Here is a 25,224-nt window from a genome sequence, read left to right as displayed (position 1 = left end):
CTAAAGGAGGTAAGACTTTATTTGCCCCTGGGCCTTGGCATTATTGGAATGGAGGTTGTTTTCACGCCGTGGCGTTGGACGTACATAAAATCAACAAACAACAAGGGCGGTGAGTGCGTCCTCTGCGCATACCTGCACGGGAGCGATGATGGACTAGTTATTTATAGAGGAGGGCATTGTTTCATAGTCATGAACAAGTACCCATACAATATAGGCCACGTGATGGTGGTGCCGAATCGACACGTGCCAACAATAACTGACTTAAGTAATGAAGAGTTGAGTGAGTGCTCTGCACAATTAATGGCAATTACTGAGGCTTTAGTGAGGGTTTTGGGTATTAACTATGGAGATTTTGACATTGGAATAAACATAGGCAGGGTTGCGGGTGCCGGTATTGAGGAACACATGCACATACATGTGGTGCCCAAGCCATCGGCCATATCCTTCACAATAACCGACCCGGATGCAGTGATGGAAAAAACGATGGATATAGCCAGCAAGTTAAGGGCCCTGATCCCGCAGTTAATTAAGGACGGAGCGCCCCATAATTAAATTAACTCAGTCTTTCATTGCCTAAATAAATTGGGCAGTGCGGTGATTAAGCGGGTTCCAGGGGTGAATGTACATTTTATAAATACCTGGTTAATGAGGTAAGCGTGCCATTTACTGGCGAACCCTTTAAGGCGCTACTCACGGACATAGTCACGCCTAGGTACGTATACTCATTAATGGACCACTTCAAATGCAACCCAACAATGGATAAGGAATTCCTAACACTAACAATTGGCAGTGGAAATAGGCGTATTGCCCTTGTTACGGGGTTCTCGGTAAATGACTATAGAATAAGCAATGCCCTGGTCCATGCGGTGCTTAACAAGTGTGCTGAACACGTGTATTCCATACCAACGTTTAGTTCATCGCAACTTTCCAAGTGGACTATGGAGGTAATGCCCATGGTAAACCCATGGCCCTTCAATTCATGGGATGTAATTAAGGGGAAGAATACGTTCTACACCATTGATGGTGATGGAATACCCGTAAGGTATGACGCACTGACACTGAGAAGTAAGTACTCGATCAAACTTCACAGTATGATTCATGAGACGAGGCCTGAACTCATAATAATGCTCATCAGCTCAGACAAGTGGTCGATCACCGTACCCAAACCAATAGGGGTTGATAATTATGATATCATTGAGTCAAGCCCTGCGGACTTCACAGGCCACTTCTCCTACGAGGGCTACCCCACAGTAATAATCTCGGTATCCAGGGACGCTGAACCCCACGAAATAATCAACATGGTGAACCAATTAATTAGGGAACACGAAATTAAGAGGCAGGAAACAAAGTCCCTGGAATTAATTGTTAAGGCCAATGGGGACATAAACGGGATTTCCAGCATACTCAGGATACATGGGCTCTCAGTGAGTATTGATGGAGATAAACTGATTATTAGGGCAGGTGATGAGGGAACGCGGGCTCTTCTAAATGCACTGGTGGATAATAACCTAATTGAGTATTATTTTGACGTGGAGATCACCGAGGTACAACTACAGTAATTAATAGTGATCAATTATTATTTGAATTAATAAACCTTAATTACTCCTAACTAGGTATTAAGTTTATGGAGAAAATCGTGCTTGCGTATTCGGATAAATATTTAAGTTATAATTTTGGACCATGGCACCCCTTTAAGCCATATAGAGAGCAGAGATTGATGGAGTTACTGAGGGAACACGGCCTACTGGGGAACTACGTAGACCCAGTGGAGCCTGAGTCAGCAACGGATGAGGAGTTAATGCTTGTGCATACCATGGACTACATAAAATTCGTAAAGAGGGCCAGCGAGGAAGGCACTGGGTATCTGGATTACGGGGATACGCCGGCCTTTAAGGGCATTCATGAAGCGGCCGCCATTAGGGTTGGCGGAACACTACTCGTTACCAAGCTAGTTAACTCAGGTAAGTACCTACACGGTTTCAACCCAGGTGGTGGTTTTCACCACGCCAAACCCAGCGGGGCCGCGGGTTTCTGTGTTTACAATGACATGGCCATAGCCGTTAAGTGGCTTAGGAATAATGGCGTGAGACGCGTGGCCGTGGTTGATGTGGATGTTCATCATGCTGACGGCACGCAGGAGGCCCTTAATAACGAGGATATTCTCCTAATATCGACCCATGGCTATGACGGCCGCTTCTACCCAGGCACTGGCTGGATTGATGAGGATGGCGTTGGCGCAGGAAAGGGCCTTAAGGTGAACATACCACTGCCACCGCACACTGGTGATGATATTTACTCAATTGTTATCGATGAAATAATAAGCCCAATACTCGATAGGTACTCACCCGAGTTCCTAATTCTTCAATTCGGGGTTGATGCACATACAGGTGATGAGTTAGGCATACTTGATTTATCCACGGCTTCTTACCTCAAGGTGCTGGGCACGGTGCATGAGGCAGCGCATAGGCACGCTAACGGTAAGTTGGTCATGACAGGGGGTGGTGGTTATGACGTTTGGAATACCGTGAAGACATGGTTCTTGGCAATAGTAATGCTTACGGAACCCAATAGACTCCAGCAATACTCTGAATACCTTGACCCAGAACCCACTAGGACACCTGGGCGTTACTACGAGGAGTCACTCTACGTAATAGATGCCGTGAAACAGAGACTTGGACTGTGAACTACCTGCCATCAAGGGGCAGGGCTTTCTGCATATTATTACAAGGGTTTCGCCGCCTTTTCGCATTGAATAATGGCTATCCATAAAACAGTCTGGTAAAAAGCCCTACTCAATATTTGCTATTCTCTTTGTTTGGAAGGACCTTATTTTAACGATTATCCTATAACCGCAGTATGGGCAGTGAACGCCTGGCGTTATCATATCCTCAAGTGAGAAAACCCTACCGCACCTAAGGCACATATACATCTTCCTACCGGCAACCTCGCCAGGTGCCTCGCCCTCGCCTCCCTCACTCAATGAATTGGCCGGTGTCTCCTCTCCACCCTCCTCAAAGAACTCCTCACTCACGGGTATTTGCCGTAGGCAACCCCCTTAAATTTGTTTTTGCATTAATCTCCTAACTCTATCCTCGGCATTTATCCTACCCAGCACAGGCAGTACGCCTGTAGCCACTAGGTCCCGCCATGACTTATCTCCGGTCGCCATCAACTCCCTAATCCTTGTGCCACTATAGGTCTCCCTATTGAAGAATGGTGTGTTTAGGACCTTTACATTGCCATACTCGAAACACAACCTCGTGAACTCATCATTGGTATAGGCAACATCGAATGAGGGGCATTGCCCATGTACGTAGGCATACCACAGGGCTGAGTCACCCTTTGTGTCGGGCACTGCGCAGTACATGACCTTACTAATTAGGTTCAGCTCCTTAAGCATTGAGATCAACATTTCAATCCTCTCGCCAACAGTGAATGGATTCTTCGGTGTGAATGATTCATTGGCCGACCCAATGGCTACCACAAGCTCCTCATGCCTACCCAATAACCACTTAATCACCTCCTCATGTCCCCTGTGCAATGGTTGAAACCTCCCGATGAACAACGCCCTCGCCATACCGATCAACACTGTTAGGCAAGGTTGTTTTATCTATTTCCGTATAGTTAATCCTTAAAATTTAAGTTGTTAAGTACCTAATTAATATGGTTAGTATTAAGGGCACGGAGATGATCCTTGTTGAGGCCATTCAACCCTTTGACATAAACTCCCTCGGCAACCTCTTCGGCGGTCGAATGCTCGAGTGGATGGCCAACATAGGCACAGTAACTGCCACGCGATTCTCAAGAGGTCCAGCAGTCCTTGCATACCTGGACAGGCACTTCTTCATAAGGCCTGTCAGGCTTGGGGAATTCGTCATACTCAAGGCGAGGATTGAGTATGCTGGTAAATCATCAATGGAAGTCCGTATTGAAGCCTCGAAGGAGGGTCCTGGCGGTAAGCAGGAACTGGTTACCATGGCAACCGCCTCCTACGTGGCTGTTGATGAGTATGGTGTTCCAAGGCCTATAAATAACGTGCTTGAGCCTACCAATGACGAGAGGCAGATCTATGAGGAGGCCAAGAAAAGATATGAAGAGAGAAAGAGGAAGATTGAGGATAGGAAGTTCAAGAGGTTTGACCTAACAGACCCAACCAAGGGACTTAAGTGGCGTGTCGAGTCTAGTCGCTGGGCTATGCCGTCTGATGCCTTCGTTGGTAACCTGGTGTCTGGCGGTAGATTATTGGCTTGGCTTGACGAAATAGCCGGCCTACTCGCAGCCAGGTACTCCGGTGGTGCAGCCGTGACGGGTTCTGTGGACGAGACGGCTTTTTACGCCCCAATTAGGGTTGGGGATATAGTCACCGTGAGAGCTGGGATTACCTACGTTGGTAAGTCATCGATGGAGATCATGCTTGACGTAATTGCTGAGGGCGCCTACGGACAAGCCAGGCATGTATGCACGGCTTACTACACATACATTCATGTCGATAGTAGTGGAAAACCAGCGCCTGTTCCTGAGTATGTCCCTATTAACGACTATGAGAAAAGTTTGTTCGCTGAGGGCGAGAGGAGGAGGCAGGTTAGGGATGAGGAGTTGGCTAGGATTAAGAGGATGTGGATGAGCCCTGAGCCTTAGTACCCGCCTTTTTCTCCTTATACTGAGACACTATTGCCTTGACCCTATCTGTTAACCCGCTCGTGTGGCTTTCGCTCTCTATGAGCTTTATGACCCTGGCAACGAACGGCTCATCCTCGGGATTCCTACACCTGATCCAAATCCTACCGTTCTGACCAACAGTGACATCACAATTAAGCTCCTCATCAAATATACCAACCATGGAGCCCCTTCTACCGATCACCCTAGCCACCTTGCTGGCATCGATCTCAACAAGTGTCCCACCCTCGATCCTACCAAGCCTGGCCTCCTTAAGCGTCAACGTGACTGGGTAATCCCTGGTTAGGTTGAAGTCTATTATCCTTGCAAGCACAATATCACCGATACCCAATAGATCCTTTAGGTCAACCGTGGTTAGATCAATGGGCTTCAGGGTAGCCTCCTGAACAGGCAGGTATGCTGAGTATGGGGATTTAATGTCGACAGTCCAGCCAGTAAGCCCAATGTCGACTATATACCCAATAACCACATCGCCAACCCTAGGCCTGTAAATACCACTCAAGGGTATAACCTCCACATCCCTCTCGCTCTTTACATTCACGAGACCAACCACGGCAGAGTACGCAACATCGCCATCCCAATAAACACTACCACCCACATTATAATCCCTGGTGGCCACGGCATCGCCAGGCAGCACTATCTGCCTATCACTGACATAGAGAGGCATAATCAAATACCCTGCCTGTATCCCCAATTTATTTTTAATCCCGCGCATTGCTCATGAAGTGGACACAATCCTTACATCGCCAGTGCCATGCGTTAACTCATTAACCTTGGCAATAATCGTGTCCTGAAGCCCGGCAGGAACCTCAAGTTGCATCACCAGCGAGCCATCGCCCTCAAACCTCTCCTTAACCACCCTACCCATCCTCGACAGGTTACTCCTAACCTTATGGGCATAATCAGCGGGAGCCCTCACCTCAAGAACACTAACGGCCACCTTAAGAGGTAGGATCCTCTGGAGGGCCTTTATTATGGCGTTGACCTGCTCCTCCACAGGCTTAAATGGGTCTATGGTAACATCGACCTGCTGCATGGCAGCCTCAACCCTCTGCGGAGGCACGGGAGTCCTAGTCCTAGTATCTATGCAATTCCTACTAATCCAATCAATTACCTGCTTCCTCTTCTGCTCAATGAGTCTCCTCCTCTGGTCAGCCGTGAGTGGCAACTCACCATTCTTCACAATGAACTCAGCCACCCTCCTAGGATCCGTGGTCTTGAAGACCCTCATTAACGACTCCTCACTGGCCCTAAGGCCCTTCCTTGCATCCTTATAAATCGTGTCCGTAATCAACACCTTATCAATACCAATAGACTTGCCTAGCCTCATGTCCAGAGCTGCGTCTGGGTCAACGAGTATTTCGAAGACGTAGTCATCCTTCTCATACCTGGCAATCACGTAATTCCTCTTACTCATATCAACTAATCCTATGCAGGGGAATTTTTAATTCTTCCACACATAACCTACGGGGTCCTCCACTTGGCAACCCTCAGGGTGAGGACCGTACCCACCAAGCACCAGGCAATACTGGAGACGTAGGACATGCCCAACTGCAACATTGAGTAATGGGTTATCCCAACGGCACTCTGTACAACCATGGCAGTCGCAGAGGTTGGCACTAGGTAAGCAATCCACCAAGCACCACCTAGGTACGTTGCTGGGTAGTAAACCGGCGGCAGGACACCAAGGGCGAGCGTCAATAGACTAACGACGGCCCACGTGTACCTAATGTACGTGAACAGCGTCGATGCGTAGAAGGCAACGGAAGACACGGCGTACCAAAGCAATACCAGTGATGCCGTGATCCCCAGGGTGCCCCATAATGAGACCGAGGTCTTGAGAACGAGCAAGACCACAAACAAAACAATACCCGGCAGCGTAAAGATCACCTCACTTAGCGCCAAACCGATCGTGTAAGCCAGTGGGTTAGTTGGTGTTGCCACGATCATTTGCTGAAACTTAAGCTCAAGCCTGTAATACGCGGCGTCGCCAATGAGGGCCGTACCGCTGGAGAGCATTGTCCAGACGAGTCCACCGACTATGCCCATCATCATGCCGATGCCCCGATAAAGCACAGTGAGTAGTATGAGTAGGGATATTGGCGTTGCGAGGGTGGATATGGCCCACAGCGGCGACCTAATTATTGGCAGTAAGCCATTCAACCAAGCAAGCACCAGGACAGCCCTCAACTGATGCATTAAACCACCCCTAATCCTCCTCATTCTCTTCACCCCAGGACTTAATGGTAACAAGGACATAGTGTTCAAGGGACTTGGGCGAGACCCTAATGGCGCCGTCCCCAACCTCATCGAGGGAATTCACGAAGGAAAAACATGAAGAACCAATCCTAATGCAGGAATCAATACCTGCCGATACTGGGTACTCAACTACGTACTTACCAGGCAACCTCTCAACAAGCTCCCTAGGCCTTCCCCGCGAGATTATTAGACCATTATCAATTAGATAAACAACATCCGATATTTGCTCCGCCTCATCAATGTAATGCGTTGTTAGGAATACAGTGGCGCCATCATTACTGTAACGCCTAAGGGAGTTCCACACGACACGCCTTGAGGCAGCGTCAAGACCCACGGTGGGCTCATCGAGGAAAATAACCTCTGCACTGGAAGCGAGGACGGCGGCCACGAGAACCCTCCTCGACATACCACCAGACAACTGATAAATGGGCGTATTCCTAAGTTCCCAAAGACCAAGTTCCTCAAGTGAATCCCTAGCCGCCTTCCCCGCATCATTCCTGGGTAAACCACGGAGGAGTAGGTATGAGTATACGAATTCATGGGGCGTCATGTAGGATATGGGCTTCGCATCCTGGGGAATCACCGCAATCCTACGCCTAACCTCAGAGGCATGCCTAACAACATCGAACCCGGCAACGTAGGCATCACCACCATGCGGCATCAACTCCGTAGTTAATATCCTGATGAGTGTGGTCTTGCCAGCGCCGTTTGGCCCGAGTAATGTGGCTATCACGCCATAATCAACGTCCAGGTCAACACCCCTCAGCACGTCCCTACCTCCGAAACTCCTCCTCAGTTTGCTTGCCATTATTGCCTGCATTACGTGATTGCTGAGGGACCTCAAATTTAAAAAGGGTTCTATGCATATGCCGCTTGAATGGGCGATCCAAGGAAGCCAAGGAAGAAGTACATTGGCGGTAAGCCAAGGAGGCTTTGGAATAGGCAGTTGCTTGAGGAGGAACTTAGGCTCATTGGTGAGTATGGCCTTAGGAATAAGAGGGAGCTTTGGCTCTCGAAGTCATTACTCAGGGAGATCAAGCACAGGGCCAGGTCACTACTCTCAATGCCCATTGAGCAGAGGGCAAGGCTGGAGACTGAGTTTAAGGCCAGACTATTCAGGGCTGGCTTCATCCCGGAGCAGGAGATACCGCTGGACGCCGTACTATCACTGGACGTAAGGGCAATACTGGACAGGAGATTACAATCCATTGTCTACAGAAAGGGCCTTGCAAAGACTATTTACGAGGCGAGGCAACTGGTGACCCACGGGCACATAACCGTTGACGGCAGGGTAGTTAAGTCACCGGGTTACCTGGTGCCAAGGGAGCTCGAGGATAGGGTGACCTACGCAATAACAAGCCCAATACTAAGGAGGTCAACGGCACAGCCGCAGCAGGAGACACAACAGGCGCAGCAAAGTCAATCAGTCTAAGGAAGGTTTTTATTCAAGTTCATGGAATACACATCGATGGATGTTTCGTTGATTTTGGGTGTTGTTGGGCCTGTGGTTACTATAGTTACGATTTTGGGTACGACGCTTTATTGGCTCGGTGGTAAGTTTAAGGAAATTGAAATGAGGTTTAAGGAGATTAATGAGCACTTCAGGCAAATCGACGAAAGATTCAAACAAATCGACAAAAGATTCGAAGAAATTGACGAGAGATTCGAAAAAATCGATGAGAGATTCGATAAGTTGGAGAAGGACTTGAAGAGCTATGTTGATATGAGGATTACTGAGTTGAGGAATTATGTTGATGAGAGGTTTAACCAGGTTAATACGAGGATTAGTAGGTTGGCCGAGGCCTATAGTGATTATCAGGAGTTTTTCGTTGAGTACCTCAGCGCCGAGGGTTTATTAAAGGCTGAGAAGGCGTCTATGCTTCGTAACGAGGCTAGGAGGGTCATGAGGCTCGCGGTTTCTGGCAACCCGTTAAGTAAGGAGGAGTGGGATAGGATCAAGGAGTTGCTTGATAGGGATGAATTAACGCTGGAGGAGGCCCTCGAACTTCGTGAGCTTGCGAGGAAGGTTGTTAGGGAGTACGGTGAGTACCCGGAGGCCTGGAAGCTTCATATATACGCGAGTATAATGGTTGGTGAAGCCATTAGGAAACAGTCACAGAAGCAGCAGGGGCAGGGTGGGCAGGAGGAGAAGAAGTGCTGATGCACTAGCCCTGTCGCTGATAAGGGTTGTGCTCTCTTAACTAAACCTGCCAGTGCCTTGATCGAACTAGTATCAATTAGGGCGTTTACAACCCTTGACTTCAAAGCCGCCTAGCAGGTTAGCCATAGCCATGGTCGTCCTCATTATTGATTCAATACCGTGAATAAAATTAATGAGCCCCACCTAAAAGATCCTAATGGCATTCCTAAGGAACCACGCGTACGGCGGCTTACCCTTATCCCTGGCATTAACAACCTTAATATCAAGTAGGTGAACTACATCGCCGAGCCTATCCTCAACCTCCTCGAGGACCTTGACCTTAACCTCCAGTGGGTCACCATCACTGATTACCAGGAGGACATCCACGTCACTCGAGCCCGTGATCCTACCCGTGATTACGGAACCAAAGACATAACACTCAACCCCATACCTCCTGAGTATTGGTAAAACGGCGTTGACCAACGACCTCCAATCCCTAAGGAGCTTAATCCTCCTCACAGGCTCCATAACCTCCTCACCAATTCAATTATGGACTCGGCAGTCCTCAAGGCAATCTCAGCCCTATCCCTATCGACACTAGGCATTCCATACTGACCAAGACTCCTTGAATCCTCCAGTATTATTAATTCTCTACGATTATTACTCACGAATGCCCTAACCTCCTCGCCAGCATTACCCCCCAACTGATTAGCCACTAGACCCAGTAATGACCTAATGTTGTGGGTCCTTGGTGGTTCAATCCCAAGTTTAATGAGTAACGCCTTGATTGATAATTGAGCAGCTATCTCGGCATTCACAGCTGCGGCATTGTAAAAACTCCTCTCGAAGGATACCCGGGCAACCACCATGTACTCCTCAGCCCTCCTCATGAAGTCCTCAGCGGCGTCGAGGCTCATAGAATTAATCAAGGCATTAATCCCCCATCCAGGGTAATAAACCTATTGATATAGAGTTAAGAGTAGTACGCCGGTCCTCTCCAGCCTGCCTGTGGTTGGGTCTACCCTCAGGCCGAAGGCCCCCAGCGTGGTCACCCCAATGAGTACCTGCTTGACCTCATCACTTATCAGGACCACGTTGGTCCTCTCCTCACCCATCAACCTAATAACCGCAATACCCTCCTCAAGCATTGCCTCACCCCTCGCAGTCATTACCCTGACATGCCTACTAGTGCCGGCAATACCCAATTCCTCAGCGACCTTCCTTGGAACCACAGTGTATGCGGTGCCAGTATCCACAAGAGCCCTGAACCTACCAATCCCCTTAACACCAATTAACTCAACATCAACATACACATGCCCCACAACTAACCTAGGGTCCATAATTCATTAATATGCGTTTCGGAAAACTTAAGTATTGAGGGTGATACTTAGTAGCGGGGGTGATACTTGCTCTTCAGCACTGAGCCCAAGACCTCACTGGACGAGCTCTTTGACAGGGAGGCAGAGATAGAGAGATTTAGGAGCGGCCTTAATGAGCGGTTGGTCCTTGTGCTTGGGATTAGGAGGGTCGGTAAGTCAAGCCTCGTGCTTTCAGTACTTAATTCCCTGGGCATTGACTACGTATTCATCGACGTTAGGAAGCTTTATGATAATGTCTCGAGGAAGGTGCCCGCGGAGAGGATATACAATGAGTTAAGGATGTCACTGGGCAACCTCAGTTTTTGGGAGGGGGTTAGGAGGATCATTGACGAGATTGACGTATCCCTTGGCCCCATTAGGTTTAGACTTAGCGCCTCGAGGATTAGGGATGGGATTGCAAAGATCCTTGAGGCGATTAATAATGCCGGTAAGCACGTGGTGCTCGTCTTCGACGAGGCCCAGTACCTCAGATACTCAACGATCGGTCTCAGACCATTACTGGCATACGCCTATGACCACCTGAGGAACATAACCCTAGTACTCACGGGTAATGAGGTTGGTCTCTTACACGACTTCCTGGGCCTTGACGACCCATCATCCGGGCTCTATGGTAGGTATTACCATGTTATTGAGCTTAGGCCATTCGATAGGGAGAGATCCATTGAGTTCCTTAGGAGGGGATTCAGGGAGTTAGGCATTAACGTTGATGATAGGGTCATTGAGAGGGCCGTCGATGAGCTGGGCGGTATTGCCGGCTGGCTTGTATACTTTGGTAGGCTCTATCCTGAGAGGGGTGAGGATGCAATCAATGAGGTTAAGGAGATTGGCGCCAACCTAGTTAGGTCTGAGCTTGAGGAGTTATTCTCGAGGAGCCAGTACTACCGGTACATAATGGAGGCGGTCGCCGTACTCGGTAAGGCCAGGTGGAGTGACGTCATGAAGTACCTAATGGCTAGGATGGGTGAGAGGCCAACCAATGCAACTCTCTCTAGGGACCTAAACAACCTGGTCAAAATGGGGTTCCTGACCAAGGATGGTGATTGGTACGGCATTCCAGACCCAATAGTTAGGTACGCAGTGCTTAGGGCCAGGTACTTCACGCGCTCATAGTCTTTCATAGATATTCTCCCGTTTACCAACGTCGATTATCCTTATAATGCGGTGCTCGTGATCTATTGAGTATATTATCCTGTAGTCACCAACCCTTGCCCTGCACAACCCCTGAAGCCTTCCTTTAAGTCCCTTCTCGCAAACAGGGTTGCTAGCTAATTCATTAATCCTATTGAGGATTCCATCGCGCACATCATTTGGAAGGTTCCTTAGCGACCTCTTGGCCTTTTACGAGAACTCCACGCCGTACATCTTCACTGCTTAATCACACCCTCCTCCACCAACGCCTCATAGGTCTCGTCATTGATTAGTAGATCTAGCGTGTCTATGTATGCGTCGAGTTCATCCGCGTATTCCCTTGACCAGCGGGCAAGTAGGTCCCTATTGCCCTCCCTGTACTCCCTAACCATGCCCAATACCGCGGATGTTGATGAGTACCAAGCAAATGCCGTGGCCATTAAATACGCCGATGCCTCACCGGCCTCGTTAAGTGCGCGTTCGTTTATCCTGCTTATTACCTCATTAAACCCGTACCTAACCACGTTATTCACAACCCACAGATCATACTCAATGAGCATGGACAACGCATAGACGAGGTCCTCAGCATGTGGGTAATTAGTGGACCTAATTAACCTAGCCAATTCCCTACTGATTGCTAGTTCAGCCCTGTTAAAATCATTAATGGAAATCTTACTGAGACTGATGCCCCTAACCACATCCTGGGTAGACCTAATCATGAGGTTAATCACCCTACCCGTGAATATCGGTAGGTCTATTAAAAACGTGTTCGTAACATCCTCAGCGTTTAAAACCGCGTAAACCTCGTTATCTAAGGCATCCCTAAAGGCGTTCGTAATATTACCTACTAAGTCGTTCGATATTCCTAAGGCCGTTGCGTAATCACCGAGTCGCCCCATGGATATCGCTGCGGTCCCGACAAGTCCCACGGGTTTTGGGACTAAGTACTGCTGTAGTATAACTGGCGCTAGCATATAGTTGCTTAAAATTATGCCCCTTTAAATTATTGCTTCAGAGCAATGCGCATCGCCGTAGTGCCTTATTAATTAAGTTGATAGTTATTCTATTGATGAGGAGCAGGGGTTCACTATCGACAATACTCGCCGGGGTACTAGTGCTAATTGCCTTACTCATGGGTATCGGCATTGCCGTTGAGGTTATGTCCATGATAATAACCCTGGAGGGCATAGCGGCAAACCACGTGAACACCGTGGGCGAGGCAGCCGCGACGTATAGCGGATTAGTAACACAGGGAGGCGCGTTAATAAGCACCAAGGGCCCGGTGACAATAATAGGCGCAGTGGCGCCAAGCGGTTTCGAGGTTATTAATAGCACGACTTATGAGTACGTGAGTAAAAGCACAGAACCCGAATTATTGCTAACAAGTGTAGGGCCGGTGATACTTGACCCAGCGCAAACAGACGCAGGTAACCCAGCCCTAGGCGCTAACCCAATTAGTTACTACTTGTATCACTGGGTCTCGGCGGTGATAACCACGGGGCAGAACCAACAAAACCAGTACCCAGGGGTCATAATAACGCTGGGCAATAATTATTACCTACTACACATAGACCCGAACTACATAGTCGGCCCGTTAAACGGCCTAAACACATACATAACCAAGGACTACGGCATTGGGCAGTGGGGCTGCATAAACATTTACGGAGGCATTGGTGTTAATGGCGCCTACACCACATGCCCAGCACCACCACCCGGCCCAATAGACACGACTGTATACAACGGGTACTGGCCGCAAGTAACAATTAACCCCATTAACAGCACGGCAATAGGCATAAGCATAACATTCCTAAATGGTACAAGCTTCATCAGGCAACCCCAATACTTCACCCTCTACGTACTAAGCCAGGACAGCGCAACCTGGCTAAACCCAACATGCAACGGCGCTCACTTAACGGCCCAGTGCGCCTTTGACATGACTTGGATACAATTCCCAGGGCTGCAGGGAAATACATGCTACTATGTGTACAATCAGTATAACAAGTTTTTTATCTGGTGCACACTACCACAACCAATAACCTACAACATAGTGATGAACATGAACCAACAAGTGCCGGGCGGGTACTACCTAGTGATGGTGATTACGTACCCACAGGGATTCCCAAGTCAATGGTTTGTATGGAACATCACGGGCACAACACAGAGCTACCCAACGTGGTTGGATGCCCCTGGGCAACCGGCCACAGTTGAGGTGCCTGGTTGATTTAAATATATATTTACCGTTAAATTATAAATATATTATTTATTTGTTCCACGAACGCAGTAGTTCCACGAGGTAGTCCAACGACCCTTCCAAGCGAGTCCCTTATAAACCCAGTCCTGCATTGATGCCCGATGACTAGGACCAAAACCAACTGGAAAATAACAAAAACAATACTACCGGTAGTAACACTACTACTAGTAATAGGAGTAGTTGCCGGACTGGGGCACCTAGCCCTGGCACAGGTAACATACGGACCCTACGGACCAGTATCAGTACCAATACCGCCAAAGACCTACACCTACACAATGTACTGGAACCTAACAGACGCAAGACTTGAGTACGGAGTAACACCAACATGCCCATCAGCTTGCTATACCAGCTTAATTGACCATATGGTTCCCTGGTACTTCACAGCCGGTAAGTCCTTCAGCATATACATAGCCAATGCAAGCGACGTCTACTACTGGAATGGTACTGGGTTTACGCTTTACTCACCAATTGAAATGACGGCAACCGCCACAGCCAACTCAACTGGTGGCGTGACCTGGACCGTAAGCACAACACTAACCAACGGAATACAACCAAACCAGGTCTACGCCAACTGGACAATAGCAATAGTCCTAAACGGCTACGGAGGAGCCAACTGGATGGTCCTCAACGTAACATCAACATTCATGGACCTACAGCACCTAATGAACAACCTAACAACAGTCAGCACCAGCAGTTACATACCGGTATCACCAACAATAAAAGAGAGCCTAATACCCGCTGTTACATCAACCGTGAAATACGAACTACCAAACGGTACATATGTGACGGCATATGAATACCCATTGTTCAGGCCGGTCCATGGCGCTGAGACAACACCGAGTGACTTATACGTTGTTCTACCAGACCTCTACTTCTTCTTCCTATACGTTGGAGCAACCACTAGTGCGTCAGTAAAGCCATCATCATTACCTCCATCACCACAGCTGGAGGCCTCGGTGACCCTGGGCACTGGTGTTACGGTATTTGGACCAACCACGTACAACAGCACGGTATCAACCGCATTACAGAGTATTTATACGGGCTTCGGCCCAATATACTACGTAACCAACGAATTCAGTGGCTTAAATACGAAAGACCACAACTACCCAAGCGTCACTGCCCAGCCAATAGTCATAACCGTTAGCGACGTATACCCAAGTGGCCAGTCGGTGGTGCTGTTTAATTACACAACCGCAACGGTTAATGCAGGTACAACACCAGAGTCATTCAATGCTGCTCAAGCATATGATTGGTACTCTGGAACATTTATTTATTTATCGGCACTATGTAATGCAACTGGCGTTGACCCAGCGCTACTCGTTGGCGTGCCTGTTGTGGAGTTCTACCTTGGTAATGTCACTGATCTGAAGGGTAATTTAATAATTCGTAATGCCACGTCCATACCCAACCCAATACTTGCCGAGAAGCTCTACGTCAAGTGGTTACTCTCAACAACGCCAACCGCCACTGTGGTTAGCGAGAACTACCTACTGTACTATGAATCAACACCCGCATTAGTGCCGGTGGGCTACTTCACAGGCGCACCAACATCCACCGGACTTGCTGGAACACCGAAGTTAACACAGACCGGGTTCCCAACGCCAGAGCTCTACATATTCTATGAGAATCAGCCTGTGTTCACGGCAACACTATCCGTGAGTGGAGTAACCAGCGTCAGGATAAATAACGTAACGGTGGCGTTAATGCCGGTCTTCATAAACATAACCCAGTTTGCGGCAGGTACTAACGCAACGCAGCAGCTACCTCTTAGCCCCAACCAAGTGCCTTACATAACCGCCTACTACATGTTCTCCTCTCAGTCACCAATAATACAGCAATCACCACCAAGTGGTGCAGAGTCAGGAATGCTGTACTATGAGGAGCAGGTGTGGACTAACGAGACCACGTACGGAACCTACTACCCGGCCACAATAGCCCAGTTCCCGCCGTTTGAGGAGTCATCAATAGCCGGTATACTAGTAACGCCTGAGGTCAATTGGTTCCCAGCGCCACCACTCACTGCATCAATAACTGCAAGGAGTGGTAATGTTGGTTTAACAGCAAGTAACTACACGACGGGTGCCCAGTACTACTACTACAGCTTCTGGCTTACATACAATGGGATGACGGTTGGCTACGGAGTTTACGAGGTTGGTTACAACGTCACAGGCTCCCCAGGGATCTTCAATGAACAATACAAGTTCACGACACCCGAGGTACCAATATTCCAGCCGGTGTATGGCAGTAATGCAACGCTGGCGCAGTTCTATGGAAGTGCTGGTGAACTAGCGGTCACAACACCAACTGGTGTAAATCCAAGTGCAGGTACCATAGTGTTTGCCAACGTCACGGTGGAGAGGGCATTTATAGCCGCCACGTACACAGTCTATAACGTGCAATTCCTCAACCTGTGCAATGAGACAATAACCTCTGGCACGGTTTACGTCAGTGAAATGACACCAAGCGGTGCGTCAATAACACTAACACCGGTTACACTGAGTTCATCGGCCTACATAATGAAGATAACATCACCAATAGGCCTAAAGATATCCTCATTGTCTGGCGTACCGTACATAGTGGCCATGTCACCCATATTCAACTTCACGCTAAACTACTACGGCTACACAATGCCAAGTGTCAACTACACCAGTAGGCAGCCTGAGTACAACTACGTACTGACACCAGGAATTATCAGTACTGTTTACTTCCCGCTCATCGATATTAATGTGGAGGTTCAGAGCAACACAACACCGGCCTACCCACTGTGGGGCTTCGCAGTGAGCGTCTACAACTACAACGGAACCTTCGAAATGTGGCACGCAATAACCAACTCGAGTGGTTTCGTGTATGTGATGAACGTGCCACTCAACGCCAGCTACATACAGCCGCAGGGTAAGGCATACGTAATGCTTAAGGTGAGGACGATAAGCCCATCCACGGACAGCGCCTACTCCTACGCCTCAGTATCAACCACATACGGGCAGACCTATAGCCAGTACGCAAGCGATTTGAACATACCAAGTGGGTACTACGCATACACACTGGGTACCAGGGGTCCGTTTGACGAAAACTTGACGATATACTACGAGCCACTATCAGTGCCGACAACAGCTGTGTGTGGTCAGGTATTTCCAGTAACCGTGCCTGTTGAAACACTGAATGTATACGTGACTGACCTGAAGGGCAATGTGTTGAGTAGCCAGCCAGTCTACCCATGCGCAACACCAAGCTACTGCCCAAGCTTCTACTACAACGTGACCCTGGTGCTCGCTGACCAGTACAGCCCATATGACCTAGCCAGCCAGTGGGAAACAACAACACCTGCCTTCAAATTCTACGACAACCTAACTGACTTCAGGGTTGTTGGACAGACCTGGATGCAACCTGTGTACAGGGGTATAGAGAGCGAGTTCGAGTCATTAATGAGCACCGCCCAGTCCGAGTACCAGAGCGGTTCAATAAGCCTGCAGCAGTACGCAATGTGGTACACGGGCAACTACAGCTACTACATACTAGCCGCCACACTGGCCAACTACAGCACTGCATCGCCATACGCCGTATTCAGCTTCCCATCAATAGCGCCTCACGAGGGCACCATATTCGTGAGGCTATTCATGCCAGGCCAAGTATTCCCAATGAAGGTCTACTACCTAGGCCAGGAGGTATTCAACCAGCTAGTCCCTGTACCACAACCCAATGAAATAGCCGTGGTAACGCCAAGCGGGCAGGTACAGTACGTAACAAGCTATACAGTCTATGAAGGCGGTAAGGCAGTCTCGGTACCGCCAGGCAGCATAGTCATTGAGACCAGCGTATACCCAGTCACCTTCAACATAACCAGCAAGAGCGGACTATACCCAGTGGGCAACACCTACCTAGGCCTAACATTCACAGACGTGCTCTACAGGGAGTACGTAATGCCAGGAACATCACTAGGCACATCGGTAGCCCAGAACTACATAAGCAACATACTATACCCATTCAACGTGACTGGCTCAGGAATACTAATGCCGAGTGACATCTACGCAATAATGAACAACGGCACCTACGCAATGGTCGAGACCTACGGCACAACAACCGTTGACTACAACCCAAGGACAGTCCCTGGCTATGAGCCCGTCAATAACGTCTACTCAATGGCTGGTTACGTACTGCCAAACCTAATGGGCTTCTTCGTCAATTCCAGCTCACCAATAACAAGCCTAACACCACTATACATGACTAGTATCTACCCGAACGTATTCAGTGCAACGCCGTCCGCCGTAGTCTTCAACCTGACAATGGGCATACCGACGTATTCAACAACACTGGGCACAACGACCACTGCCTACCCGAACGACACATTCCTATACGCGCCAAGTGCCTCCTACAGTGAGTATAGGCTTTTGATTAACGAGTCATTACTAGCGCCAACCTATGTCCTGCTTAATGGAACATTACCATCAGCCTCAGTACAGGCTATGCAGCTAAGTGGCATTAGCCCAACGACGTATGCGGTGGAGGTTTCACAGAAGTACTACTCGGTGCTGAACTTCACGTACTACATAACGCACAACATAGTAACGCACAACATAGCCAGCTACAGGCTGTGGGAGGCCTACATAAACGCCACTGGAATGACCTCAATAACCAACGCAACAATAGGCGTGTACGCTGCCAACGCCACCGGCTGGTACTTCGTCTATAGCACTAATGAGACATCAACATTCCAGGAGGCAATGACAAGGACAATACCGCTATACCTACCACTGAATGTTGCCGCAATAGAGAATGCAGTGGAGAATGTGCAGCAAGTCGCAGTGGTGCTCTACATCTACGGCAGCGGTTCACTATACATACTACCACCGGCAGCGGCTGCTGATCACGTGCACGTGCAGTACCCAGTACTGAGCAGCGGTTTCGGCGGTACAATAAGCTACTACACCGAGAATCTGTACACCAACTCGACCGGCACGGGCACAATGAGCATAACGTTCTCATACCCATCACCTAATGCCGAGTGGTACCCGTACTTCGGCAGTCCACTGACTGTTGTGATACCAGTGCCAAGCAGTGGTGAGGCTGTGTTTGACTTACCATGGTGGGCACCGACAACCGGTGCCTATGGTACGAGGATTGCAAGGTTCTGGGTGATGGGCGCATCAAGCGGTAGTTACCTAGTTACGCAGAACATTGGTTATGGAAGCATAACCGCAGTGATAAAGCCAAGCCAGTACACACCGACGTCCCCATCACCACTGCCTGAGCTGGCAATAAGTAGCTACGTGTTGCTGAATTACATAACGCCTGAGCAGGGAGCATCAGCAGTGAATACCGGTGAATTACCGCTTGGCACAGTATCAAGCAGCGGCTCGCTGTACATGACCGCGATTGGCGCTGGTACAGGCGGTACATCAGCCCCAATGCTAAGGAATGACACACTATTCCCAGAGGACCTGTGGAATGTGACTCTGAGCACTATGCCGGCCAATGGCGTGTATAACATTAGGACGATTGCCCTGGAGAGCGTCGACATATACAACAACGCCTCGTTCCCAATATTCGTGACAGGCTTCACATACTCATCAGCAGGCAGCAACTACCCACTGAGCGTACCAACCACTGAGATTGCTCCAGGAATGCTTGCTGAGATACCTGCCCAGTATATTTATGGTAGTAGCTATGAGTTCGCATCAACGTGGTGTGACCTAGGCAACTACACGCCATACATACCGGACCTATCAGCAACATTCTACTACACACCGCCTAACGCCACCTTCTACCTAGCCAACGGCATGCCACTGAACTTCACAGTGTACCCGAATGGCCAGGTAAGTATTGGAACACACACCTACAACATAAGCCAACTGGAGGCTCCACTACAGTCACCAACAATTAACTTCACAACGCTATACGCAGGCAGTGAATTAGATAATGTGAATACGACGGTGACGATACCGCAGTTTGGTGAGAGTGCCAGGAGTAGTGTGTATTATGAGTCGTATTACAACTACTCAAGTTCAATAGTTGGTGCTCAGGCAATACTGTATGACCATGAGGCATACCCAGTCAGTGGTAAGTGGGATATTGCTGGTTATGTTGGTGTTTCATCAGCGCCAGACTTACTGCCGAGTGCGAGTAGTGATACTGAGGCTAAGATGGTGTTCACTTACCCAACAATACCGCTAGCGTCAATTGAGGATTGGGATGGTAGGCCGCTACCCAACCAGATGATTGTCTCCTACGGCACGAGCACAACGCCAGTACTGTGCGCGGGCACTGGATCGATAGCTATTGACTTCAGTGGTGTTAATGGTCAATTACTACAGCCATTGCCAGCCAACAGCAGGACTGTTGTGTACTGGTACGACAGCTGCCTGCTCTACACAATAACAAATGGCGCCTACCCATACATCAACATATACGACACAAGCATACTCACCGATGTACAGACGCTGGGTAATGCAACAGCAACAGCTACTGTTGAGACACACGTCGTACCCGCCACTGTGTACCTAAAGAATGCTGCTGGTACTGGAATACCTGGCGCCCTGGTTGTTGTGTTTGACCAGCCAACAATGGGTAATGAATTCCTAGGCTTCAATGTTACTGGTACTGACGGTTCAATAACTCCGGTTGACTACAGGATATACCCACCAGCCACAAGTCAATTACCGCCAACCAACTACTACGTAGTTGTGTACTACGCAGCTAATGGTACACCGCTGACGTGGCAGGATATACAGCAGGCAATAAGCAGTGGAGCATCGCTTAAGTTGGTGCCTGTGTTTGAGAATACCTTCAGTATACAGAGGACTGTGACTGCGACGGAGGCCGTTGAATCCTTCACACTAAGCAATGTACTGACCACGGCAAACATAGTGGTTGTACTATCAAGCTTCGGCCCAGCGCCGGGCGTTACACTAAGCTACAGTGTATCCGAACCAGAGTGCCCAGTGACCATATCCAGTGTGTCACCAGCATTAACAATTGTTGGCTATACATACACAGTATCGCCGCTAGTGCCATCACCAAGCACGTGCACGACAGCCACAGCAATTCCATCCACGACCGCAACAACGAATGCCCAAGGCCAAGTATCAACCAGCACATTCGTGGTACCAATATCACCGTTTGCGGCCCAGGTAACTGTGTCAGTGCAGTCGTGGAAGGGCATACCACTGGGCTACACCTACACCTACTACGTAACAAGCAGTAACGCAACGACGCCAATACAGGTGTCAGTACCGGCTGTTGAGTTAACAGTTACCCCAGTGAGTGCCAGTGGTGCTCCATTGACGAATGAGGCTACTGTGAATGTCACATGCCAGACACCAAGCGGTGCTGTGCCAGTGGCCAGCGGTGTTGGTTCGCAGACAGTGACAGTTCCAATACCGAGCAGCGGTTCAATAACGTGTACAGTGACTGGTTATAGCTATGGAAAGAGCGCTAGCACCACGGTGACTTTGTCGAGTAGTCAGGCTGGGCAGACAATGACGCAGACACTGACGATACCGGTGAGTGGTTACTACATACCCGGTGTTGGCTTTGTGCCGACGAGTACATTCATACTGCTGGCTGTTGTGATAATAATAGTGGTGATACTGATAGTGATACTGCTGATTGAGTACAGCAACTGGAGGAGGAAGAGGTTAGCTGGTCTATTGGGCCCGCCGAAGTAATCGCCCTAAATACATAAATCGCCTTTAAAACCTCAAAATTTTTCCCTCAAATCCTTTCCCTCCTCTTCCTTCCTCCTCGCCCGATCCAACAACCTTATATTTAACTCCATGAATTAGTAAAACAGTGGGTGGGCAGGCTAATAGGGTTAGTAAGGATGAGTTGCTTAGGCTTCTTAGGGAGGATGAGGAGTTCAGGCTAGCCGTGATGGGCCTACTGGGTATTACTGACATTCAGTCCTCCCTTAGGCAGTTAATAAGCGCCGTTAATAGGCTCACTGAGGCTCAGTCAAAATCGGTGAATGCATTGCAGGGTGTTGCCGAGGGTGAGGCCAGGTTAACGGAGATGCTTGGTAAGGTCACTGACATGCTGGCTAAAATCAATGAGATGATCATGGACCTAGCGGAAACCCTGAGCAGGACCATTGACATGGTTGAGCGCTTGGCCAAGGGACAAGAGGAGCTGGGCAACACCATTAGGCAGTTGGCCGACGTGCAGAGGGTTACCTGGGACGCGGTCAAGCAGTTGATTGATGGTGAGGGGAAGATACTCGACCTACTCAGGCAGTCCCTGGAGTCCCAGGGAAGGCTCTGGCAGGAGGTGAAGAGTCTTCAGGAGCAGGTCAAGGCGCTACAGGAGGGCCAAAACAACGTGTTGGCTGAGATAAGGAAGCTGACTGAGAACCAGGCAGGCCTACTGCAGGAAATCAAGAGGCTGGCTGACGAGCAGGAGAGGATTTGGAGGGAGGTCAATGCGCTTAAGGAGGTGGAGAGTAAGTTGCTTGAGGAGAATAATAGGTTGTGGCAGGAGGTGAAGGCCCTACGTGAGAGTCAGGAAAAACTTTGGGAGGAGGTTAAGGCGCTTAGGGAGGGTTATGAGGCGGTGAGGGTGGACGTCAATAAACTATGGGAGGAGAACAATAAATTGTGGCAGGAGGTCAGGGCATTGAGGGAGGCGCAGAATAAACTCCTTGAGGAGAATAATAAGATTTGGCAAGAGATTAAGGCTCTGCGTGAGGGTTATGAGGGTTTAAGAACCGACGTAAATAAGCTGTGGGAGGAAAACAACAAGATATGGCAGGAGATAAGGAAAATAAACGAGAACATAGAGAAGATATGGCAGGAAATTAGTGCACTGAGGGAGGTGCAAAACAAACTTCTCGAGGAGAATAATAGGATTTGGCAGGAAATTAAGGCCTTGAGGGAGGAGGAGACTAGGTTGCGTGAGGGTCAGGACAGGCTGTGGGAGAGGTATGATAGGCTTGATAGGAAGTTGTCGGCTATTGGCGCCAGGTGGGGCGTGCTTAGTGAGGATGCGTTTAGGAGGACTGTCGAGGAGCTGCTCAGTGGTGCTGGTTATAGGGTTGAGAAGTGGAGTTATAATGACTCTGAGGGCTACGTCTTTGGCTACTCAAGCGTCGTGGACCTGGACGTGGTGGTCAAGGATGACAAGGCCTTAGCCGTGGAGATCAAGTCCTCAGTGAGTAGGGGTGATGTCGTGGTGTTTAAACGCATTATTGAACTCTACGAGAGGGTCACTGGCAGGAGGCTCGACGCCAGGTACCTAGTGACCTACTTCATTGGGGAGAGGGATGAGAAGGCAGTGACCGAACTCGCCAACTCCCTAGGAATAAGGATTGTCTATCCCGAGGAACTAACGAGACGGCAGGCATGATGGTCATGAGGCTGAGGAGAATCCTCGACTCACTGAGTAGGTACTTCGATGAATTCAGGGCTATGCGCAGGGGTGGTGGGAGTATTTACGCGGTTGAGAGGCTAACCCAATTAACAATACAGGCCCTGTTGGATTTAGGCGCGATGCTGGCTGTCGAACTCAGGGACAGGAAACCCGAGACGTACAGAGACATTGCTGATTACCTATCTAATAAGTTAGGCCTAGACGAGGATCTTAGGAAATTCCTTAGGGGGCTCGCCGGTTTTAGGAATGTGCTAGTTCATGGGTATGCCGAGATTAATAGGGAACTTGAGGAAGAGGCCTTTAGGGATATGGAGGAAAGGCTACCCTTAATAATCGAGAGGCTCAGGAACTTCATAAGCGGCACTGGAGACTCAGGGCAGATGGACATTGAGGAGTTGAGGGCTAGGTTGAAGCCCGTTTTCGAGAGGCATGGCGTGAGGTTCGCCCTACTCTTCGGTTCGAGGGCCAGGGCAGGGGTTGGTAGGGACTACGACATCGCCATTTCCGCAGATCTCAGAAGCGCAATCGAGCTCGGCGAGTTAATAGTGGATATTGCCGAGACCCTGGGCGTGAATGAGGACCTAATAGACGTGGTCCACCTGGAGAGCGCCGGCGCCGGGATCCTATACTCCGTAATTAATGATGGCGTGGTAATCCACGGCGATGAGGAGGAGGCCATGAACTACCTATGGAGGAGGTACCTAGAACTCCTGAACATCAATGAGTACCTAAACCACTTGGAAAGGCACATGAGCCCCTAATCAAGTCAACCACCAGGGACTACGACTTAGGGGCTAATCCCTAAGTGGCAAGCGCGCCTCTTGGTAGGGTCGGGTAGGGGCTAGGGTGGTGGGTCATGTAGTTATTTGTGTTTTGGTTTGTGTTTAGAAATTTCTAAACGTGGCGGGCATGGCCATGCATACGTGGCATGCCGCTGGTTGTTGGTTTGGTGTTTACGTAGATTCCTCCAGTGCCTTTCTCACGGTTTCTCTGTGTATTGGTGTTTGCCAGGCTACGTACTTGCCGATTCCGAGTTTCTCATCCTTTTCTGGTGGTGGTTGGTCTATCCATTGGTTTGGGCTTCTCTTGGGTAGGAAGTGGATGATGAGGTTTCTTTCGACCAACTCATTGATCAATTCCCCGGGTGCGTTGAACCACAGGTAATCCGGATCATTGACAGCCTCCCTAAGGTGGCTCGCCCACCTCCTAACGAAGTCGGGTGATAGCCCCTTCTCCTTGATGAGGCTGTTTATGACCTCGTTCGTACCCCAATTCCTCATGTAAAGCCTCTCGAGTATTCTTGGGTTTCCACCCGTCAGTCTCCAGACCTCCTCGAATGGTGGCTTGTTACCTGGTAATTGATCGTATAATTGCCTGAAGCCTTCCCTCGCCATGTTCCAGATGGGCGCCGTGTCAGACCACGAGTGCCTACCAATCTCCCTCAAGCTGACGCCCTCGCTGGTTGCGGCTATCGTGACTATTTTCTCGTAGTGCTCTGGAGGATACTCAATGAGGTTGAGCAGAGCTTTCACATACAATGCGGACTCTTTAATACCGATTACCTGAAACGCGTCATCGACGATTACGGCTATTCTTCCTCTCGTTGCCTTGATCACGTCATAAGCCACGTTATAGGCTATCCAGGCAATTCTAGCCAACGCACTTTGGCTAATCGCCTCCCTAACAAGCCTAAAGAACTCATCCCTAAGACTGGCAACCCCTATCTCGGCAATGGCAAATCTATTGACAGGATTAACGTAAATAACCTCAAAACCAAGCTCCCTAAGTAACACCACAGACTGCATTAGCCAGGCAGTCTTACCACAACCCTCAGGACCATAAATGACCCTCGGAAGCCCAGTACCTCTCCCAGCCCATTCCTCAATGAGTTTAAGGGCGAGGTCCCTATCAACGAATTCCACCTGCAAACCAGCAAAGCTGAGTTTAACCCTCTTCATGAATCCCACTGAAACTAATGCAGGACTTATAAATACCCTACCGCATTGTCAAGGAGCCCATCAATAAAGGCTACA

At 49.2% G+C, this 25,224-nt stretch carries 22 protein-coding genes and 1 pseudogene; 11 read left to right on the top strand and 12 right to left on the bottom strand.

The window, feature by feature from the left end:
* Positions 1-48: 48 nt before the first annotated feature.
* The 3 genes from Vsou_RS06010 (at position 49) to Vsou_RS06000 (ending at position 2,683) form a co-directional block, all read left to right on the top strand.
* On the top strand, positions 49-552 hold the full coding sequence (locus Vsou_RS06010) for an HIT family protein (RefSeq protein WP_054843279.1): 504 nt from the start codon (positions 49-51) through the stop codon (positions 550-552).
* 104 nt (positions 553-656) lie between these two features.
* Positions 657-1,559, top strand: a complete 903-nt coding sequence (locus Vsou_RS06005) for a hypothetical protein (RefSeq protein ID WP_188602242.1) — start codon at positions 657-659, stop codon at positions 1,557-1,559.
* A gap of 65 nt (positions 1,560-1,624) precedes the next feature.
* Positions 1,625-2,683 carry an acetoin utilization protein AcuC gene (locus tag Vsou_RS06000; RefSeq protein WP_188602243.1) on the top strand — a complete coding sequence of 353 codons (1,059 nt, stop codon included), beginning with the start codon at positions 1,625-1,627 and terminating at the stop codon, positions 2,681-2,683.
* Positions 2,684-2,788: 105 nt separating this feature from the next.
* On the opposite strand, the gene Vsou_RS05995 is transcribed toward Vsou_RS06000, so the two are convergent.
* Together Vsou_RS05995 and Vsou_RS05990 are read right to left on the bottom strand one after the other, a co-directional pair.
* Positions 2,789-2,929: a TFIIB-type zinc ribbon-containing protein gene (locus tag Vsou_RS05995; RefSeq protein ID WP_054843280.1), complete on the bottom strand. Its 141-nt coding sequence runs from the start codon at positions 2,927-2,929 to the stop codon at positions 2,789-2,791.
* 126 nt (positions 2,930-3,055) lie between these two features.
* Positions 3,056-3,577, bottom strand: coding sequence for a nicotinamide-nucleotide adenylyltransferase (locus tag Vsou_RS05990; RefSeq protein ID WP_188602244.1), 522 nt, complete (start codon positions 3,575-3,577; stop codon positions 3,056-3,058).
* 86 nt (positions 3,578-3,663) lie between these two features.
* Between Vsou_RS05990 and Vsou_RS05985 the strand changes: the two genes are divergently transcribed.
* Positions 3,664-4,638 carry an acyl-CoA thioesterase gene (locus Vsou_RS05985; protein ID WP_188602245.1) on the top strand — a complete coding sequence of 325 codons (975 nt, stop codon included), beginning with the start codon at positions 3,664-3,666 and terminating at the stop codon, positions 4,636-4,638.
* Here the strand turns inward: Vsou_RS05985 and rrp4 are convergent.
* From rrp4 to Vsou_RS05965, 4 genes are read right to left on the bottom strand one after another with little or no spacing between them, the layout of a single operon-like run.
* The gene (gene rrp4 / locus Vsou_RS05980; RefSeq protein WP_188602246.1) at positions 4,607-5,344 is read right to left on the bottom strand and encodes an exosome complex RNA-binding protein Rrp4; all 738 of its coding nucleotides are present in this window, start codon (positions 5,342-5,344) and stop codon (positions 4,607-4,609) included. The two genes, Vsou_RS05985 and rrp4, sit on opposite strands and share 32 nt — an antisense overlap.
* 51 nt (positions 5,345-5,395) lie before the next feature.
* A complete protein-coding gene (locus Vsou_RS05975) occupies positions 5,396-6,094 on the bottom strand; it encodes a ribosome assembly factor SBDS (protein ID WP_054843109.1) in 699 nt (232 codons plus the stop codon).
* Between the two features lie 47 nt (positions 6,095-6,141).
* The gene (locus tag Vsou_RS05970) at positions 6,142-6,900 is read right to left on the bottom strand and encodes an ABC transporter (RefSeq protein WP_188602247.1); all 759 of its coding nucleotides are present in this window, start codon (positions 6,898-6,900) and stop codon (positions 6,142-6,144) included.
* Complete coding sequence (locus Vsou_RS05965; RefSeq protein ID WP_188602248.1) at positions 6,887-7,756, bottom strand: ABC transporter ATP-binding protein; 870 nt, start codon at positions 7,754-7,756, stop codon at positions 6,887-6,889. The genes Vsou_RS05970 and Vsou_RS05965 overlap by 14 nt, the downstream gene beginning before the upstream one ends.
* Positions 7,757-7,813: 57 nt before the next feature.
* On the opposite strand from Vsou_RS05965, the gene Vsou_RS05960 reads away from it, so the two are divergent.
* Positions 7,814-8,368 carry a 30S ribosomal protein S4 gene (locus tag Vsou_RS05960; protein WP_054843112.1) on the top strand — a complete coding sequence of 185 codons (555 nt, stop codon included), beginning with the start codon at positions 7,814-7,816 and terminating at the stop codon, positions 8,366-8,368.
* A 36-nt stretch (positions 8,369-8,404) separates the two neighbouring features.
* A complete protein-coding gene (locus tag Vsou_RS05955; protein WP_188602249.1) occupies positions 8,405-9,097 on the top strand; it encodes a hypothetical protein in 693 nt (230 codons plus the stop codon).
* A gap of 183 nt (positions 9,098-9,280) precedes the next feature.
* Here the strand turns inward: Vsou_RS05955 and Vsou_RS05950 are convergent, their stop codons facing one another.
* From Vsou_RS05950 to Vsou_RS05940, 3 genes are read right to left on the bottom strand one after another with little or no spacing between them, the layout of a single operon-like run.
* Positions 9,281-9,604: a nucleotidyltransferase family protein gene (locus tag Vsou_RS05950; protein WP_188602250.1), complete on the bottom strand. Its 324-nt coding sequence runs from the start codon at positions 9,602-9,604 to the stop codon at positions 9,281-9,283.
* Positions 9,592-10,005 (bottom strand): HEPN domain-containing protein, encoded by a 414-nt coding sequence (locus tag Vsou_RS05945; RefSeq protein WP_229709652.1) that lies wholly within the window; start codon positions 10,003-10,005, stop codon positions 9,592-9,594. Before Vsou_RS05945 ends, Vsou_RS05950 begins: the two co-directional genes overlap by 13 nt.
* A gap of 30 nt (positions 10,006-10,035) precedes the next feature.
* Positions 10,036-10,416: a retroviral-like aspartic protease family protein gene (locus tag Vsou_RS05940; protein ID WP_188602251.1), complete on the bottom strand. Its 381-nt coding sequence runs from the start codon at positions 10,414-10,416 to the stop codon at positions 10,036-10,038.
* 66 nt (positions 10,417-10,482) lie between these two features.
* Between Vsou_RS05940 and Vsou_RS05935 the strand changes: the two genes are divergently transcribed.
* Entirely contained in the window at positions 10,483-11,565 is a 1,083-nt protein-coding gene (locus Vsou_RS05935; protein WP_188602252.1) for an AAA family ATPase, read from the top strand.
* Here the strand turns inward: Vsou_RS05935 and Vsou_RS05930 are convergent.
* Positions 11,560-11,778, bottom strand: a pseudogene (locus tag Vsou_RS05930) (type II toxin-antitoxin system RelE family toxin); the annotation flags it as partial. The gene Vsou_RS05935 and the pseudogene Vsou_RS05930 overlap by 6 nt on opposite strands.
* Before the next feature lie 41 nt (positions 11,779-11,819).
* A complete protein-coding gene (locus tag Vsou_RS05925) occupies positions 11,820-12,557 on the bottom strand; it encodes a hypothetical protein (protein ID WP_188602254.1) in 738 nt (245 codons plus the stop codon).
* A 95-nt stretch (positions 12,558-12,652) separates the two neighbouring features.
* On the opposite strand from Vsou_RS05925, the gene Vsou_RS05920 reads away from it, so the two are divergent.
* The 4 genes from Vsou_RS05920 (at position 12,653) to hepT (ending at position 23,952) form a co-directional block, all read left to right on the top strand.
* Positions 12,653-13,804, top strand: coding sequence for a hypothetical protein (locus Vsou_RS05920; RefSeq protein ID WP_188602255.1), 1,152 nt, complete (start codon positions 12,653-12,655; stop codon positions 13,802-13,804).
* A 131-nt stretch (positions 13,805-13,935) separates the two neighbouring features.
* Complete coding sequence (locus tag Vsou_RS05915) at positions 13,936-21,495, top strand: hypothetical protein (protein WP_188602256.1); 7,560 nt, start codon at positions 13,936-13,938, stop codon at positions 21,493-21,495.
* Positions 21,496-21,619: 124 nt separating this feature from the next.
* Positions 21,620-23,167 carry a DUF3782 domain-containing protein gene (locus Vsou_RS05910; RefSeq protein ID WP_188602257.1) on the top strand — a complete coding sequence of 516 codons (1,548 nt, stop codon included), beginning with the start codon at positions 21,620-21,622 and terminating at the stop codon, positions 23,165-23,167.
* Positions 23,164-23,952 (top strand): type VII toxin-antitoxin system HepT family RNase toxin, encoded by a 789-nt coding sequence (hepT, locus tag Vsou_RS05905; RefSeq protein ID WP_188602258.1) that lies wholly within the window; start codon positions 23,164-23,166, stop codon positions 23,950-23,952. The genes Vsou_RS05910 and hepT overlap by 4 nt, the downstream gene beginning before the upstream one ends.
* A 192-nt stretch (positions 23,953-24,144) precedes the next feature.
* Here hepT and Vsou_RS05900 read toward each other — a convergent pair whose 3' ends face one another.
* Positions 24,145-25,149: an ATP-binding protein gene (locus Vsou_RS05900; protein WP_188602259.1), complete on the bottom strand. Its 1,005-nt coding sequence runs from the start codon at positions 25,147-25,149 to the stop codon at positions 24,145-24,147.
* Positions 25,150-25,224 lie beyond the last annotated feature (75 nt).

The sequence above is a fragment of the Vulcanisaeta souniana JCM 11219 genome, assembly GCF_026000775.1.
Taxonomy (GTDB): domain Archaea; phylum Thermoproteota; class Thermoprotei; order Thermoproteales; family Thermocladiaceae; genus Vulcanisaeta; species Vulcanisaeta souniana.
Note: the sequence above shows the minus strand (reverse complement) of the source record. Positions and strands in the feature narration are given on the sequence as shown.

Excerpts from the sequence above, each read along its gene's own strand:
- Vsou_RS05990 (WP_188602244.1), bottom strand. The coding sequence starts at position 3,577 with ATGGCGAGGGCGTTGTTCATCGGGAGGTTTCAACCATTGCACAGGGGA.
- Vsou_RS06000 (WP_188602243.1), top strand. The coding sequence starts at position 1,625 with ATGGAGAAAATCGTGCTTGCGTATTCGGATAAATATTTAAGTTATAAT.
- Vsou_RS05920 (WP_188602255.1), top strand. The coding sequence starts at position 12,653 with ATGAGGAGCAGGGGTTCACTATCGACAATACTCGCCGGGGTACTAGTG.
- rrp4 (WP_188602246.1), bottom strand. The coding sequence starts at position 5,344 with ATGCCTCTCTATGTCAGTGATAGGCAGATAGTGCTGCCTGGCGATGCC.
- Vsou_RS05975 (WP_054843109.1), bottom strand. The coding sequence starts at position 6,094 with ATGAGTAAGAGGAATTACGTGATTGCCAGGTATGAGAAGGATGACTAC.
- Vsou_RS05950 (WP_188602250.1), bottom strand. The coding sequence starts at position 9,604 with ATGGAGCCTGTGAGGAGGATTAAGCTCCTTAGGGATTGGAGGTCGTTG.
- Vsou_RS05995 (WP_054843280.1), bottom strand. The coding sequence starts at position 2,929 with ATGTATATGTGCCTTAGGTGCGGTAGGGTTTTCTCACTTGAGGATATG.
- Vsou_RS05985 (WP_188602245.1), top strand. The coding sequence starts at position 3,664 with ATGGTTAGTATTAAGGGCACGGAGATGATCCTTGTTGAGGCCATTCAA.
- Vsou_RS05915 (WP_188602256.1), top strand. The coding sequence starts at position 13,936 with ATGACTAGGACCAAAACCAACTGGAAAATAACAAAAACAATACTACCG.
- Vsou_RS05960 (WP_054843112.1), top strand. The coding sequence starts at position 7,814 with ATGGGCGATCCAAGGAAGCCAAGGAAGAAGTACATTGGCGGTAAGCCA.
- Vsou_RS06010 (WP_054843279.1), top strand. The coding sequence starts at position 49 with ATGGAGGTTGTTTTCACGCCGTGGCGTTGGACGTACATAAAATCAACA.
- hepT (WP_188602258.1), top strand. The coding sequence starts at position 23,164 with ATGATGGTCATGAGGCTGAGGAGAATCCTCGACTCACTGAGTAGGTAC.
- Vsou_RS05965 (WP_188602248.1), bottom strand. The coding sequence starts at position 7,756 with ATGCAGGCAATAATGGCAAGCAAACTGAGGAGGAGTTTCGGAGGTAGG.
- Vsou_RS05900 (WP_188602259.1), bottom strand. The coding sequence starts at position 25,149 with ATGAAGAGGGTTAAACTCAGCTTTGCTGGTTTGCAGGTGGAATTCGTT.
- Vsou_RS05925 (WP_188602254.1), bottom strand. The coding sequence starts at position 12,557 with ATGCTAGCGCCAGTTATACTACAGCAGTACTTAGTCCCAAAACCCGTG.
- Vsou_RS05940 (WP_188602251.1), bottom strand. The coding sequence starts at position 10,416 with ATGGACCCTAGGTTAGTTGTGGGGCATGTGTATGTTGATGTTGAGTTA.
- Vsou_RS05970 (WP_188602247.1), bottom strand. The coding sequence starts at position 6,900 with ATGAGGAGGATTAGGGGTGGTTTAATGCATCAGTTGAGGGCTGTCCTG.
- Vsou_RS05955 (WP_188602249.1), top strand. The coding sequence starts at position 8,405 with ATGGATGTTTCGTTGATTTTGGGTGTTGTTGGGCCTGTGGTTACTATA.